Source organism: Bacillus sp. RSS_NA_20 (assembly GCF_020165915.1).
GTDB classification, from domain to species: Bacteria; Bacillota; Bacilli; order Bacillales; family Bacillaceae; genus Bacillus; species Bacillus altitudinis.
Genome location: NZ_JAIUKW010000005.1, coordinates 27,482 through 41,787, shown reverse-complemented (window position 1 = coordinate 41,787; position 14,306 = coordinate 27,482). Strand labels below are relative to the sequence as shown.

Below are 14,306 nucleotides of genomic sequence, written 5' to 3'. Positions count from 1 at the left end.
CGGCAAAAATAGAACATACGTTTGTATGGAGGTTTTGACATGACTTATTTTTTAACCCATTTAGAAGAAGATATTAAACGGTTATACACTCAACTGCAAATAAGCGGTCCTGCCTATGTAGACATGCATAGGATCGCAGCTGAATTTCATGTATGGGTACACTACGAGGATACTGGCAGCATGATGATCAAACATCAAGGTCTTTACAGTATTATTTTAAACAGAGCCTTATCGTCAGAAGAACAGTGGCAGGATTTCGCCCACGAGCTTTGTCATGTGCTGAAGCATACAGGCAACCACTTTAACATGCACAAGCTCTTTCGAGAACTGCAAGAGTTTCAAGCAAAACAATTCATGTATCACTTTTGTGTTCCGACTTTTATGCTGCTGCAAATGACGCTCCCAAACCTTAGGCAGCAAGCCATTTTGCATATTGCTCAAACATTTCATGTCACTCGGGCTTTTGCTGAAAAACGGCTTGCTCTATTTGAACAGCGAAGAGCCGGCATTCAATTTCAAAAAGAATTCACTTCTTATTTAATGAGAGCAGGCAAGGTCGCAGAAAATGAAGCTGCGTATCAAACAAAAGCGTCTGCACACGTGACGTCAGAAGTTTATTCATAAAGGCTTAACACTTGTTTCAGTACATTTGTGTATTGATAAAATTGTTCGGTTTGTGTATCACGCCTACGGCTCCGCCTAAAGTCTTGAAAGAAAGCTCTTCTCTGAGCTTGGCTAATTTCAATTTGAACACTTTTTCCTGTGAGGCATTGATTATTAATATTTTGAGGATGTGTTCCAGCAAATTGATCCGATTCAGATAAAAGTAAGGCATGGAAGCCATTTTGTGTGAGACACTTCACTGTTTCAGCAGCTTTTTCCCTGTCGGTACCGCCAACTAAAGTTTGTAGGACGTCTGTTTCTCCATAGCCGTGGAGTGCAAACGTATAATGATGTGTATGCACTTGAGAAAGACAAATCGGCTCATCAAAACGTGTGCTCGTAATATGAAGAACATGATTGCCTTTCACTTTAAGGCCCTCGAATAAATACATAGAATAATCTGTTGCCACTTCATGGACCAGCTCGCTCACGCCAGATTCAATTCCTCCCGCATGAGGTGACAGGACGAGAAGCTGATCCCCTTTCCGCTGATGAAGAATCTGATAGTCGATCCCTTTTCTTTCATGAGCGGAAAGCTCTTCATAATTTTGATACGTATCTATGATTTGATTCATTCCATCTGCCCCATTTCTCTATATGAGCATAAGTCTACTGATCGCAAATTCTTTTGTAAAGTGTTTTCGATTCACCAGTGTGATCTGAATGCATCCTTAAATTTTCCTTATCTTTACGGGCTAACTGTTGAATGTTGAGAAAAAATGACCGATAATTGAAATGAATAGAACTTTTGAACTATATGAATCTTTTTGTAATCTCTCTCATATATTAGAATATTGCGATCTACACCTGGAGGAATTCATGTTTAAAAAGAAAACCACCATCATCCTTGCCATCTTATGTCTTAGCTTCGCCGGAATTATTTACTGGAAATGCTTCTCTCTTCAAGGCGTGTCTCACGGAACATTCATCCGCTCGATATCATCACCTGATGGAACCTATACCATTAACACATATCGACATAGCGGAGGAAAGCTAAAAGAGAATGCGGTCAGAGCAGAAATTGAAAACAAACTCACCCATCACAAGAAAACAATCTACTGGAAGTACCCTGATAAAGATCCTCTGATCAAATGGGAAAATGCACAGCTCGTTCAAATTGGACATGAGTTTTTAAATGTGGTCAAAGGTGAAACATACGATTATCGCTTTGATCAGAAAAACAGAAAATAACGAGCCAACAAAAAAACGAACCCTTTCTGGATTCGTTTTTTACGTTAACATCGCCTTTTGCATAAATTCTTTCATTTCTTTACTAACCATCGTCAACCTATCTACAATTTCACTAAACTCCGTCACTAATAAAGCTTGTTCTGAAGATGACCCTTTCATATGGCCCATACTCTCAAGTAACGTATGTATATTAGAGGAAATCCCTTGCAATGAGCTTTCTATGTTTTCTGTTGCACGTGAGGTTTCGCTTGAGAGCTTTTGAACCTCGCTCGCTACCACACTAAAACCCGCTCCCTCTTTCCCTGCCCTGGCCGCTTCAATTGAAGCATTCAATCCTAGCAAACTCGTTTGCTTAGAGATACCTTTGATCATTTTTGTAATATCTGAAGTTTTTTTCGAACTTTCAAGTGTTTGCTGTGTTTGGAATGTCATTTCCTCACTTGTCGCAGAGAGCTCTTCTGAATGAGCCGCCACCACATGTACTTTTTCTTGAATACTTTGAATGATGTCGTTCAATGACTCCATATACGCCTCAAGCTCTATTTGATTTTTAAGCGGAAAACCTAAAGCGATTGCACCAATGACTTGTTGATTTTCATCGAAAATCGGCAATCCCATTGCATTTAAAGGCGTCCCATACACCGATTCAGGTACAAATGTACTTGATGTTTTGCCTCTAAGCGCATTTTTCATATTCTGATCATCTGGTTTAATGGGATCTCCTGTCCGTATTTGAAAATCCACATCTTTTGATGGCAAATACAGCAAGAATTTTTCTCGATCAATGACCCCCATCGTCACTTCATCTTTTAAAATCTTCATCATATAAGGTACTGCGGTTACAATACTCTGTAGTATATCCATCTTCTCTACCCCCTTAATGTATTTATCGGTCATTCCTCTTAAATTTGATCATGATTTTTAAAAAATAATGATCAAGATTGAAGTTTTTTTCATATTTACGAGTAAAAAGTATGCCAATTCCTTTCTATATTCAAAAAAACGAGAATTTGCTATACTTAGAAAATCAACATATGATGAAATGGTCATGTAACCATTTTATATATTCACTGGAGGCGCATGTTGTGACACAACCCATGAAGTATGAGCGGGCGATCGTCATCGGAGGCGGAATAACGGGAATGCTCGCTGCAAAGGTTTTATCAAGTTTTTACCTTGAAGTATTGATTATTGAAAAGGACGAATTGCCAGACGCTCCTGAGAATCGTCTTGGCACGCCTCAAGCTTTTCATCCACATAGAATGCTGCCACTAGGCAAAAAAATAGTGGAACGTCTATTTCCTGGTTATACAAAAGAATTACTCGAATTGGGCGGGTACAACACATGGCATCAGACATCTCGATTTATGACAAAAGATGGCGAGTTAGTACTCACCGATACTGAAGAAACAGCTGTCACACGACGTGCCATGCTAGAGTGGGTGCTGATGCAAAGAATGTTATGCGAGGAACGTGTTCAATTTTTAGAAAAACATGAAGCGATCGCTCTTCTTTTTGAAGAAGAAACGACTAAAGTGAGTGGATTACAGGTCAAAGATCGGAGGATAAAGCCTGGAATCATCAACAAAATGAGTGCGGACTTAGTCATTGATACGTCTGGAAGAATGTCTAAATTGCCAAAATGGCTGAAAAGCGCAGGACGAACCTTGCCTCAGACAGATGAGCTAATCGTGTCTCTTGGCTATAGCACGAGATACTACCAAATACCATCTGAGGCACCGAACCTAGAACCAATGGTCATCGTTGGACAGCCAAATAAAAAAATTCCAACAGGACTGTTTGAACGAGTAGATCATGATTTAGCAGCGGTTCTTCTCTCTGCAGCTGGCGGCTCTCATTATCCAACAACGGACGCTGATCAGTTTGATGTAGAGACCGCTAGGCTGACCAATCCCTCGATAGCAGAAGCCATCACTCATTTAATTCCCTATACGAAACCAAAAGGATTTAGAGTTCCGGCTTGTGTCAGAAACCACTATGAACAAATGGAAGATTGGCCAAGCGGCTTATTGGTCATGGGTGATGCCTTATGCACATTAGATCCAATACATGGTCAGGGAATGACAAAGGCCGCTCTTGAGGCACAGACACTTGAGCGTATGCTCAAACAAGCACAAGAAGATGAGCTTATGTTTTTTGAAAAAAACACCTTACAACAAATGCAGCAAGCCAATGAGCTTGGCTGGTGGCTTTGTGCAATTGCGGATATGGCATGGGAAGGCGTCGAATTAAAAGGAACCCCCATTCCCCATCTGACATTTGTACAAGAATTTTTCAATTATTATGTACAATATGCCGTTCAAACAAAACAACCTAAATACCTTGAGGCGTATCATCGTATGCATTCGTTCTTAATAGAACCGAGAAAAATCATCAACCTAGAGCAGCTGCAAGACATGATTCAAGCTGACTCCACTGGTGAGGTCGGCCACTGGTGGCAGAGGTGGGATCAAAAGAATGATGAATTAAATCGAGCTTTCTTCTATGAAGCTGTTCCAGATTTTCAATTACATCTGTTGCTAAAATCAACATAAAAAAAAGCCCCATCAAGGGGCCTTTCATTAACGTAGTAATTGAAGTACGTTTTGTGGCTGTTGGTTCGCTTGTGCAAGCATTGCTTGAGACGCTTGAGAAAGAATGTTGTTCTTCGTGAACTCACTCATTTCTTTCGCCATATCAACGTCACGAATACGAGACTCAGCAGCTGTTAAGTTTTCAGCAGAAGCACCAAGGTTGTTAATTGTGTGCTCTAGACGGTTTTGGACTGCACCAAGTGCTGAACGTTGTTTAGATACCGCACCGATTGCAGCATCGATTTTTGCTACTTCAACGTCAAAGTCAAAACCATCTTCATTCACTTTAATATCTTTGACAGTCAATGTTTCAGCGTCCATTTTGCCGATCTTTACGTTGATATTTTGCTCAATGTTCGCTCCAATTTGAAATTGGAATCCATCCTCTACACTACCATCTAATAGATTCTTTCCGTTAAATGCTGTACGCTGAGAAATCCCATCAATTTCATCAACCAAAGCAGTAAGTTCTTCTTGAATCGCCGTTAAATCTTCTGTCTGCTGTGTACCAACGTTACCCGCTTGAACTGTCAATTCACGCATACGTTGAAGAATCGCATGAGTTTCAGTTAATGCACCTTCAGCGGTTTGAATAAGAGAAATACCATCTTGTGCGTTTTTAGATGCCATTTCTAATCCGCGGATTTGTCCACGCATTTTTTCAGAGATCGCAAGACCAGCTGCGTCATCTCCTGCACGGTTGATACGAAGACCAGAAGAAAGCTTCTCCATGTTCTTTTGTCCTGCCCCATTGTTTGCAGACAAACGGTTTAATGTGTTAAGTGCTGCGATATTGTGGTTAATTCTCATGTTAAATGACCTCCATGTGTTTGAACCAATTAGACATCCATGTCCAAAAGTTCTAAATTAGAATTTTTTTGTAAGCCTTACAATCCATTTATCGAACTTTAATGGAATATGTTTAACAAAAAAGGAATAAATAAGGAAAAAGTCTTATTCATTATGATCGTTTCGCTAGAGTATGACAAATTTAAAGGTCATTTTTCATGATTTATCAGAGGGATTTAAGAATCATAAGACTGGAGAAAATGTGAAGGAAAAAACAGCATAAAAAAAAGCCCCTCAAAGGGGGCTTTTAATTAACGTAATAATTGAAGTACGTTTTGTGGCTGTTGGTTCGCTTGTGCAAGCATTGCTTGAGACGCTTGAGAAAGAATGTTGTTCTTCGTGAACTCACTCATTTCTTTCGCCATGTCAACGTCACGGATACGAGACTCAGCAGCTGTTAAGTTTTCACCAGAAGCACCAAGGTTGTTGATTGTGTGCTCTAGACGGTTTTGGACTGCACCAAGTTTAGCACGTTGAGATGACACTTGATTGATTGCTTCATCAATTCCTTTAAGTTGATCGTCAAAAGATGTAGTAGCAAAATCAGTTACATCGATAGCACTAATTGCAACAGTAGTTCCTAAATCAGCGGATTTCATACTGTCAATATTTACAGTCAATTGTTGGCCAGAATTTGCTCCAATTTGAAAAACAAGATCAGCTGTTCCTTGAGCAAAAGAACCATCTAGAAGAGTTTTACCGTTGAATTGAGTACGGTCACCAATCCCATCAATCTCTTCGATTAATGCATCCATCTCATCTTTAATAGCAGTTAAATCTTCAGTTTGTTGAGTACCAGTGTTACCTGCTTGAACAGTTAGTTCACGCATACGTTGAAGAATCGCATGAGTTTCAGTTAATGCACCTTCAGCGGTTTGAATAAGAGAAATACCATCTTGTGCGTTTTTAGAAGCCATTTCTAATCCGCGGATTTGTCCACGCATTTTTTCAGAGATTGCAAGACCTGCTGCGTCATCTCCTGCACGGTTGATTTTAAGACCAGAAGAAAGTTTCTCCATGTTCTTTTGGCTCGCACCGTTGTTTGCAGACAAACGGTTTAATGTGTTAAGTGCTGCGATATTGTGGTTAATTCTCATTTCCTATTACCTCCATGTATGTGGGACCTGACAGACGTCCTTGTCTGAAAAAAGTCCTTTGTTCTAGGGTTTACATGCCCTGACATTTAAAATATCGGCTGATTCTAAAGAAAGTTTAGCTTTTTCACATCTTTAGTCTTATTTACAAATTGCATTTACTAAGTATTCGTTTCTAAATTAACTTTATAAAGTCAAATTTTATTTAAACAAAAGCCCCTTAAAAAGGGGCTCTTCATTAACGTAGTAATTGAAGTACGTTTTGTGGCTGTTGATTCGCTTGTGCAAGCATTGCTTGAGAAGCTTGAGAAAGAATGTTGTTCTTCGTGAACTCACTCATTTCTTTCGCCATGTCAACGTCACGGATACGAGACTCAGCAGCTGTTAAGTTTTCACCAGAAGCACCAAGGTTGTTGATTGTGTGCTCTAAACGGTTTTGAACTGCACCAAGTTTAGAACGCTCTGAAGATACACTTTTAATTGCTGTATCGATTTTTGCAATTTCTGTGTCAAAACTGAAAGCAGCAGCTGAAACATCAATAGTATCTACGCCTAAAGTAGTAGCATCCATGCTACCAATTTCAACTTTGATATTTTGAGTTGCGTTAGCACCAATTTGGAATGTAAATCCAGCAGTTTCAGTACCATCTAATAATTTTTTTCCGTTAAACTCAGTACGATTAGAAATTCCATCGATCTCTTCAACAAGTGCATCCATCTCATCTTTAATAGCAGTTAAATCTTCAGTTTGTTGAGTACCAGTGTTACCTGCTTGAACAGTTAGTTCACGCATACGTTGAAGGATTGCATGAGTTTCAGTTAATGCACCTTCAGCTGTTTGGATAAGAGAAATACCGTCTTGTGCGTTTTTAGAAGCCATTTCTAATCCGCGGATTTGTCCACGCATTTTTTCAGAGATTGCAAGACCTGCTGCGTCATCTCCTGCACGGTTGATTTTAAGACCAGAAGAAAGTTTCTCCATGTTCTTTTGGCTCGCACCGTTGTTTGCAGACAAACGGTTTAATGTGTTAAGTGCTGCGATATTGTGGTTAATTCTCATTTCCTATTACCTCCATGTATGTGGGACCTGACAGACGTCCTTGTCTGAAAAAAGTCCTTTTTTCTAGGGTTTATCAACCCTGACAATTCTATTATCGGACGTGGTTATGGGATGTTTAGCAGATTTTTTAAAAAATATCTTGTTTTTTTATGATATTAATACTAAATTTAACAATTATGTAAAATATAAAAAACTGCTGATCTATTATCAGCAGCTTTCATTTTATCAATATTGCTTGATATCAAACATCAAAATATTTTGGTACACTACGTAATCCTTCTTACTTGTGAAAGGTCCTTTATTGTGTTCATCATTGATTTCATAGAAGTTCATCCCAATTCCAAAGCTTCTTTCTTTGTACCAGTTAAGAAAATTGTTGATTTCTTTCATTGAGAGCAGATAATCCTTTTGCAGTCCGTTTATCATAGTAATTGAAAGTATACCTTTTGTTGATTCTTCCCCAGGCTTTGTTCCATCCTGATCTTTCGGTTCTTCGGTTGACCCATCACCTGGATTTGTCCCGTCCTGATCTTTCGGTTCTTCTGTTGTGCCATCACCTGGATTTGTCCCGTCCTGATCTTTCGGTTCTTCTGTTGTGCCATCACCTGGATTTGTCCCGTCCTGATCTTTCGGCTCTTCGGTTGTACCATCATCTGGTTTTGTTTCCTCCTGATCCGTTGACACTTTTTGCAGATCTTTTAATGGAATAGAGATAACAGATTTAAAATTGTTTTTGACAGAATGACTACCAATTGATTCAGCATAGTCTCTTCCACCAATAACATATAATTGATCATCAGCAATAACTGCCACAGATCCAACTCTACCTTCAGGGATTTCATATAAAGAATCTTTAACTTGACTAGTTTTTGGATCAAATATTTGAACTTGTTTTAATAATTTGCTAGATCTATCTCCAATTTGCTGTCCACCAATGATAAATAGTTTATGATTATATGTCGCAAATGCAGCTTCATAGGCAAAAGAATTTAATTGAACATCCTTTAAACGTTGCCACTTCCCTAGCGACCTATCATATTCTAAAATGTCTTTATCTTTCCCTCGGCTAACATTAGCCTCACCACCAGCAATATATATTTTCCCATTTATTTCTGAAATACTTCTACCTTGGTGATTCACTAATAGGGAACTATCTAAAGATTCCCACTCTCCACTTACCGTATCATAGGAATAAAAATTTTCTTTATAGGATGATAAAGAGGATACGATAAAAATCTTTTCTCCAACTGTAACAGCTCGTAAGGCACCTGTTGTATAGGATGTATATATAAATTTATCAGGCATCTTAATCGGTTCTTCTGTCCATTGGTCAAGTTCTGTATCATAAACATCCATAGTTCTATGAACTGTTTTAGTCGTTTCATAGAGACCGCCAATGACATAGATTTTTTTATCTACTGTCGCATAAGCAGCTCCTGTTCTTGACCTAGGCATCGCTGATTTTTCTGTCCACGAATTAGTTTTAGGATCATACATATATGTTGAATCATTGAACTTAGACTGCTGGCTAGCTCCACCGAATACATATATTTTTCCGTCAACTACACCTACACTTGCTCCGATACGCTCTTCCGGTAAGTCCGCTCGCTTCGTCCAACCATTTGTCTCAGCTGCATGAGCTTTTAACGGATGAATTGTGACCATCATAAAAATGGTCAAAAGCACTAAAAATAATCCTTTTTTCATCGTTTCTTTCCTCCATCTCTTAAATTTCCCTCCTTTTATCGACATATTTGTAATAAAATTTAATTTTTACCGTTGTGCCTGTCATAAATTTAGGACGCTCTTATTTCTATTAATATCTTTCTACATATATCACTTTTATATGACATTACCTTTTCATAATCGCTTCTTCATTTTTCAACTGAATCATGAGTGAGGATTGAATATATAATAAATTGATAATGCGGCGTGCCATTTCTGAGGGAGATGCATTATAGTCATTTCTGATCCATTCAATGATAAAACCGAAAATGCCGTATGAACGATATTGGACAAAATAACTGTCGTTGATTTCTGTATACTGATCACTCACAAACGACATTCTATTTTGGAAAATATATTGTATTTTCTTAAGCAATTTTTCTTGTATGTGGGGAATTCGGTCTTCCATCACTAATAAATCATAATAGTCGCGATTTTCAACGATATATTGAAATACATCAGTGCCTTCTGGTTTCATGCGAGTTAAATCCAACAGTGGATTTTCACGAGTCGGCTTACAAAATTCATATTCAAAATCGACCATTTCCCGGTGAATAACATCTGCTGCTAATTCATCTTTACTTTCATAATGCACATAAAATGTCGTCCGATTATAGTTTGCCTTTTCCACAATATCCTTCACTTTTACGTGCGAATATCCTTTTTCTTTTACTAGTATTTTGAATGTTTGACGAAGTGTTTCTTTTGTTCGCTCAATACGACGATCCTCTTTTTTGATCATGGGGCCCCTCCTTTAGACACTTTTTAAAAAATGTTGATTAGAGATACATAAATTTATTTGTGTTGAAAACCTATACAAAAAAGATTTTTTGCTGATTGAAACGGAAAATCTTTCGTCCTACAATCAACTTAGTCATAAAGAAATGAATTTTTTGTGACATTTGATCTAACCTTTCTTCAGAATATCATACTATACAAAAAGTGAGGGCACATGATATGGAAATTCAAGCGATGGTCACAACAAATGAAAAAGATTTCGAGAAACAAACACTATTACTAGATGATCCAAAAGCAGATGAAGTGCTTGTCAAAATCGTTGCATCTGGCGTTTGTCATACGGATGCCACTGTATTAGATGGCACGCTCCCTGTTCCACGTCCTGCTTTATTAGGACATGAAGGCTCTGGCATTGTCGTGAAAGCAGGTTCTAATGTCACAACCGTTCAAGAAGGAGACCACGTTGTACTTGGTTTCGCTTATTGCGGTCATTGCCATAATTGTCTTGACGGGAACGCTGGTGGATGTGAAAACATGATTCCACTGAATTTTTCTGGTCGTAATAAACATAATGAAACGCCTATCCATACACATGATCATCAAGATGTATCACAATTTTTTGGTCAATCGTCATTTGGTACATATGCAACGGTTGATGAGAAAAATGTGGTGAAAGTAGACAAAGAAACTGATTTACGCTATTTAGGACCATTCGGTTGCGGCTTAATGACTGGGAGCGGTACTGTCCTTAATTCACTTGCTCCAGCTCCAGGTACAAGCTTTGTTGTGTTTGGTACAGGCGCTGTTGGTTTAAGTGGGTTAATGGCAGCAAAAATTGCAGGCTGTGATCCGATTATTGCCGTTGATATCCATGATAGCCGCCTTGAGCTAGCAAAAGAATTAGGTGCAACACATGTCATCAACAGTAAACATGAGAATCCAGCTGAAAAAGTGAAGGAAATCACAGAAGGAAAAGGAGCACATTACTCATTTGAAACAACTGGAGTACCAGAAGTCACACTAGCTGCCCTTCACTGCCTGCGTGTCAAAGGAACTTGTGCAACAGTAGCAGTAGGAAAACGCGATTTAACGTTTAATGTCACAAATGATCTCATGCTCAATGCGCTCACGTTAAAAGGTGTGATAGAAGGAGATGCCGTTCCTCAACTATTCATTCCTAAACTAGTCAAGTTCTTTAAAAATGGACAATTCCCAGTTGAGAAACTAGCAAAATTCTACGAATTAGAAGAGATTGAACAAGCTTTTGAAGATTCTAAAAATGGATCTACGATTAAACCCATTCTTATTTTAGATAAAGAGTATCGAGCTTAAGCCGAAATAAGACATGAAACTCAAAATCCCCCTTTCCATATAAAGGGGGATTTTTGGACTTTCATGCTGTCCTTACCTTCACACATACATCACCGGCTTCGAAATTTTAATAATCTTCCCGCCTCGACGATAAAACCTTGGAACACGGCGGCTTAAGGTCGCGACAACTTCGTAATTGATCGTATTCAGCATTTCAGCAATTTCATCAACAGAAATTTCTCCCCCCTTTTGACGGCCATAAATGACGACTTCCTCGCCTTGCTTTGCTTTCATCTCTCCTAAGCTGATCATCGTCATATCCATTGTGACTCGGCCCGCAATTGGCATTCGTTCTCCGCGGAAAAGCATAAACCCTCGATTGGATAAAGCACGCGAGTACCCATCTGCATAGCCAATCGGTATGGTCGCAATGACTTCGTCAGGCTTTGCCACATAGGTTGCCCCATAGCTGACCGTTCTTGGCTTTGTCACCATTTTCTTCACGAACGCAATTCTTGCTTTTAAACTGAGAGCGGGCTCTAGCTGAACAGCGTCTAAGCTTTCAATGTATTGCGAGGGATACAATCCATAAAGTCCGATACCAAGCCGGATCATATCGGCACTAAATTCAGGAAACGCAATCGAAGCAGCTGTATTGTTCATATGTACGGTCGGCAGTTTGATCCCTTCTTCTTTCAAAAACCGAAGAAAATCAATGAAGATGCTATGCTGAAGCAACGTAAAATCAGGATCAGGCTCATCCGCAGTGGAGAAATGCGTAAATATTCCATCCCACCTCAGGTTTTCACTCTTTTCAAGCGCCTTCACCACCGCTAACAGCTCTTCCTTTGTCCGTACACCTAATCGCCCCATCCCTGTATCGACATTGACATGAATCCCAAGCTGGCGCTGGCTTTCTTCTTCCGCTAAGATCTCATTTGCTTGAGCAATCCAATCTTCACGAAGGCCAGATAGATCAATTCTCCAGGCTGCGGCCCTTTTCACACAGTCGAGCGGTGTAAATCCAAGAACCAAAATCGGCGCTTCAATTTTCGCTCTTCGCAATACAATGCCTTCCTCTAAACTAGCAACTGCGAGCTCCGTCGCACCGCTTTCTAGTGCCTGCCGCGCTACCTCCACTGAACCGTGTCCATAAGCATTCGCCTTCACGACGGCCATGATCTTACTCTTCTTTGGAATATGCGCTTGAATGGCTTCGATATTTCTTTTAATCGCATCAAGATTAACTTCAATCCAGACTTCCCTGCAAAGCTTTTGCATGTATGCTTCCTCCTCATCACATGAGTCATTTCAATATCAATGTTCGTTTTCGTGTCTAGTCTATCTTTATTCATTTTTGAAAAAAACATTCAACTACAATGACTGGACTGTCTTTAACTTGATTGAGATAAAAAAAGAAACCACATCAAAATGTGATTTCTTCTTTATGAACAGGAATTTAGTTAATATACAGATTTCATCATTGAATTAATTTGATGATAAATTTCCTCCAAATTTTCTCGTTCAATTAAATATTCAGCGGTGCTCTTACGAACTGGCACATCAAATTGCAGGAAGGTGATCGTGATCGTTGATGCTTCTTGATCATTCATCGTTAATCTTAATTGAAGTGTAGAAATCTCTTCATTATTATCACTAGTAGAATGTTCAATCGGTTTACCATCTTCTAACATGTCAACTTGTTTCAACTCTTTCAAGGAAAGTTCAGTGACTTCAAACCTGAATTTTTGAGATGAGCCGCCAGGTTGATATGTAATAAAGCGCATTTTCTTTCGTTCGTCATCAATCGCAAATCCTTTATCAACATTTTGCGAAAAGATGTATGTTGAGGACTGAAATCCGTCTTCGTGAAAGAGCATCATCATCTTATCTAATAAGATGTTTGGATCATTCTTTTCTTTTTTTCTTTGCAGCCTTCCCGCTATGAATAAAATGACCATTCCCCCAATGATGCTAAAAGCCGTTCCCAACCCATTACCTACATCTATGAAAACAGTAAAACCTAAAATAGCAATCATAAAAGCAATGATAATGCCTATGATGAATATCACTCGATGCTCCTTCCTATCATGACCCTTCATGAATGGTTTAGCCATAGTATAGCATTTGAAGCAAAATGATTTAAGAATATAAATCTGATAGGCAGAAAAACAGACCTTAAAGGTCTGCTTTTTCATTGAAGTTCGATAAAGTGTTTAAAAAATAGGTAGTAAGAACTCACACATGCCTTCTTCTTCTCTATATCTCTCCATAATAGATGCCGGACGCATGTTCAATTGATTGTTTTGCATCATTTGAGGCAATTGGCTCCAAAACAAATTCACTTTTTCGGTTGTATGTGTCACTGTAAACACAGCATACTTTCCCCCTTCAAAATGTCCAGTCTGAACCATTTGATCTTTTGAGAAATCTCTATTTGTCATAAACATAAGGTCGTATCTGCATTTTTCTGGTGGGATTTTTCCAGGATCATCTTGAGGAACACCATATATACCATATTCCTTTAATTCATCATTTAATTGATGTTGATTGATCCATTGTTTAAATCTCTTCATCATCTCTACATTTTCTTTGCTACCATAAGGTCCTATATTCCTCATATACACCATACTCATATTACTTACTATTTCAATTTTGTAATTCATGATTTCCCTCCAACTCTTATTGGAAGATTGGCCAATCATTCCTTACATCCAACGGTAACATCCTTTAAAATATAATACAGCAGGTTATTAAAAAGAATTTTTAATGTATGTTGGAAAATACATGTTTTCCAGTTAGCAAGATTCCAATCTTTTTTTCAATTTCCGCACACTTGTTTTTTTATGAAGATTTATCATTGAGATAGGTGACAATCTAATTTGACAACATCTTACTCATCGAACATATAAAAGACGCTGTACAGCTGTATTCTCAGTGAAAATCACATTAAACAGTATCATCGTCATATTTAGCAAGACTAAAAATATCTAGTCATAAAGAGAGCCGGGTATACGTTGACAATCTTTCATGCATTGAAAAAAGTTTCAAAAGATGTGGCTTAACCTTAACTGCCATGTA

At 38.6% G+C, this 14,306-nt stretch carries 14 protein-coding genes; 4 read left to right on the top strand and 10 right to left on the bottom strand.

Features of this window, described 5'->3' with window-relative positions:
- Positions 1–39: 39 nt before the first annotated feature.
- A complete protein-coding gene (locus LCD32_RS05745) occupies positions 40–624 on the top strand; it encodes an ImmA/IrrE family metallo-endopeptidase (RefSeq protein ID WP_008346294.1) in 585 nt (194 codons plus the stop codon).
- Here the strand turns inward: LCD32_RS05745 and LCD32_RS05740 are convergent.
- Positions 615–1,238 carry a poly-gamma-glutamate hydrolase family protein gene (locus tag LCD32_RS05740; RefSeq protein WP_047945590.1) on the bottom strand — a complete coding sequence of 208 codons (624 nt, stop codon included), beginning with the start codon at positions 1,236–1,238 and terminating at the stop codon, positions 615–617. The genes LCD32_RS05745 and LCD32_RS05740 overlap by 10 nt on opposite strands.
- A 244-nt stretch (positions 1,239–1,482) precedes the next feature.
- Between LCD32_RS05740 and LCD32_RS05735 the strand changes: the two genes are divergently transcribed.
- The gene (locus LCD32_RS05735) at positions 1,483–1,854 is read left to right on the top strand and encodes a DUF5412 domain-containing protein (protein ID WP_017359605.1); all 372 of its coding nucleotides are present in this window, start codon (positions 1,483–1,485) and stop codon (positions 1,852–1,854) included.
- Between the two features lie 39 nt (positions 1,855–1,893).
- Here LCD32_RS05735 and LCD32_RS05730 read toward each other — a convergent pair whose 3' ends face one another.
- Positions 1,894–2,718 carry a methyl-accepting chemotaxis protein gene (locus LCD32_RS05730; protein ID WP_060780982.1) on the bottom strand — a complete coding sequence of 275 codons (825 nt, stop codon included), beginning with the start codon at positions 2,716–2,718 and terminating at the stop codon, positions 1,894–1,896.
- Positions 2,719–2,939: 221 nt separating this feature from the next.
- Between LCD32_RS05730 and LCD32_RS05725 the strand changes: the two genes are divergently transcribed.
- A complete protein-coding gene (locus LCD32_RS05725; RefSeq protein ID WP_224563128.1) occupies positions 2,940–4,409 on the top strand; it encodes an NAD(P)/FAD-dependent oxidoreductase in 1,470 nt (489 codons plus the stop codon).
- 27 nt (positions 4,410–4,436) lie between these two features.
- On the opposite strand, the gene hag (LCD32_RS05720) is transcribed toward LCD32_RS05725, so the two are convergent.
- The 5 genes from hag (LCD32_RS05720) to LCD32_RS05700 form a co-directional block, all read right to left on the bottom strand.
- Entirely contained in the window at positions 4,437–5,258 is an 822-nt protein-coding gene (hag, locus tag LCD32_RS05720; RefSeq protein WP_025207195.1) for a flagellin Hag, read from the bottom strand.
- A 290-nt stretch (positions 5,259–5,548) separates the two neighbouring features.
- Positions 5,549–6,394 carry a flagellin Hag gene (gene hag / locus LCD32_RS05715; protein WP_025207194.1) on the bottom strand — a complete coding sequence of 282 codons (846 nt, stop codon included), beginning with the start codon at positions 6,392–6,394 and terminating at the stop codon, positions 5,549–5,551.
- Between the two features lie 235 nt (positions 6,395–6,629).
- Positions 6,630–7,451, bottom strand: a complete 822-nt coding sequence (gene hag, locus LCD32_RS05710) for a flagellin Hag (RefSeq protein ID WP_224563113.1) — start codon at positions 7,449–7,451, stop codon at positions 6,630–6,632.
- Positions 7,452–7,676: 225 nt separating this feature from the next.
- Positions 7,677–9,158 (bottom strand): Kelch repeat-containing protein, encoded by a 1,482-nt coding sequence (locus LCD32_RS05705; protein WP_224563100.1) that lies wholly within the window; start codon positions 9,156–9,158, stop codon positions 7,677–7,679.
- 145 nt (positions 9,159–9,303) lie between these two features.
- A complete protein-coding gene (locus LCD32_RS05700) occupies positions 9,304–9,918 on the bottom strand; it encodes a TetR/AcrR family transcriptional regulator (protein ID WP_060780979.1) in 615 nt (204 codons plus the stop codon).
- Positions 9,919–10,133: 215 nt separating this feature from the next.
- On the opposite strand from LCD32_RS05700, the gene LCD32_RS05695 reads away from it, so the two are divergent.
- Complete coding sequence (locus LCD32_RS05695) at positions 10,134–11,246, top strand: NAD(P)-dependent alcohol dehydrogenase (protein WP_007498906.1); 1,113 nt, start codon at positions 10,134–10,136, stop codon at positions 11,244–11,246.
- 78 nt (positions 11,247–11,324) lie between these two features.
- On the opposite strand, the gene alr is transcribed toward LCD32_RS05695, so the two are convergent.
- The 3 genes from alr to LCD32_RS05680 form a co-directional block, all read right to left on the bottom strand.
- Positions 11,325–12,506, bottom strand: coding sequence for an alanine racemase (gene alr / locus LCD32_RS05690; protein ID WP_224563098.1), 1,182 nt, complete (start codon positions 12,504–12,506; stop codon positions 11,325–11,327).
- A gap of 182 nt (positions 12,507–12,688) precedes the next feature.
- Positions 12,689–13,297, bottom strand: a complete 609-nt coding sequence (locus tag LCD32_RS05685; RefSeq protein ID WP_224563089.1) for a hypothetical protein — start codon at positions 13,295–13,297, stop codon at positions 12,689–12,691.
- Positions 13,298–13,441: 144 nt separating this feature from the next.
- On the bottom strand, positions 13,442–13,891 hold the full coding sequence (locus tag LCD32_RS05680; protein WP_224563087.1) for a GyrI-like domain-containing protein: 450 nt from the start codon (positions 13,889–13,891) through the stop codon (positions 13,442–13,444).
- Positions 13,892–14,306 lie beyond the last annotated feature (415 nt).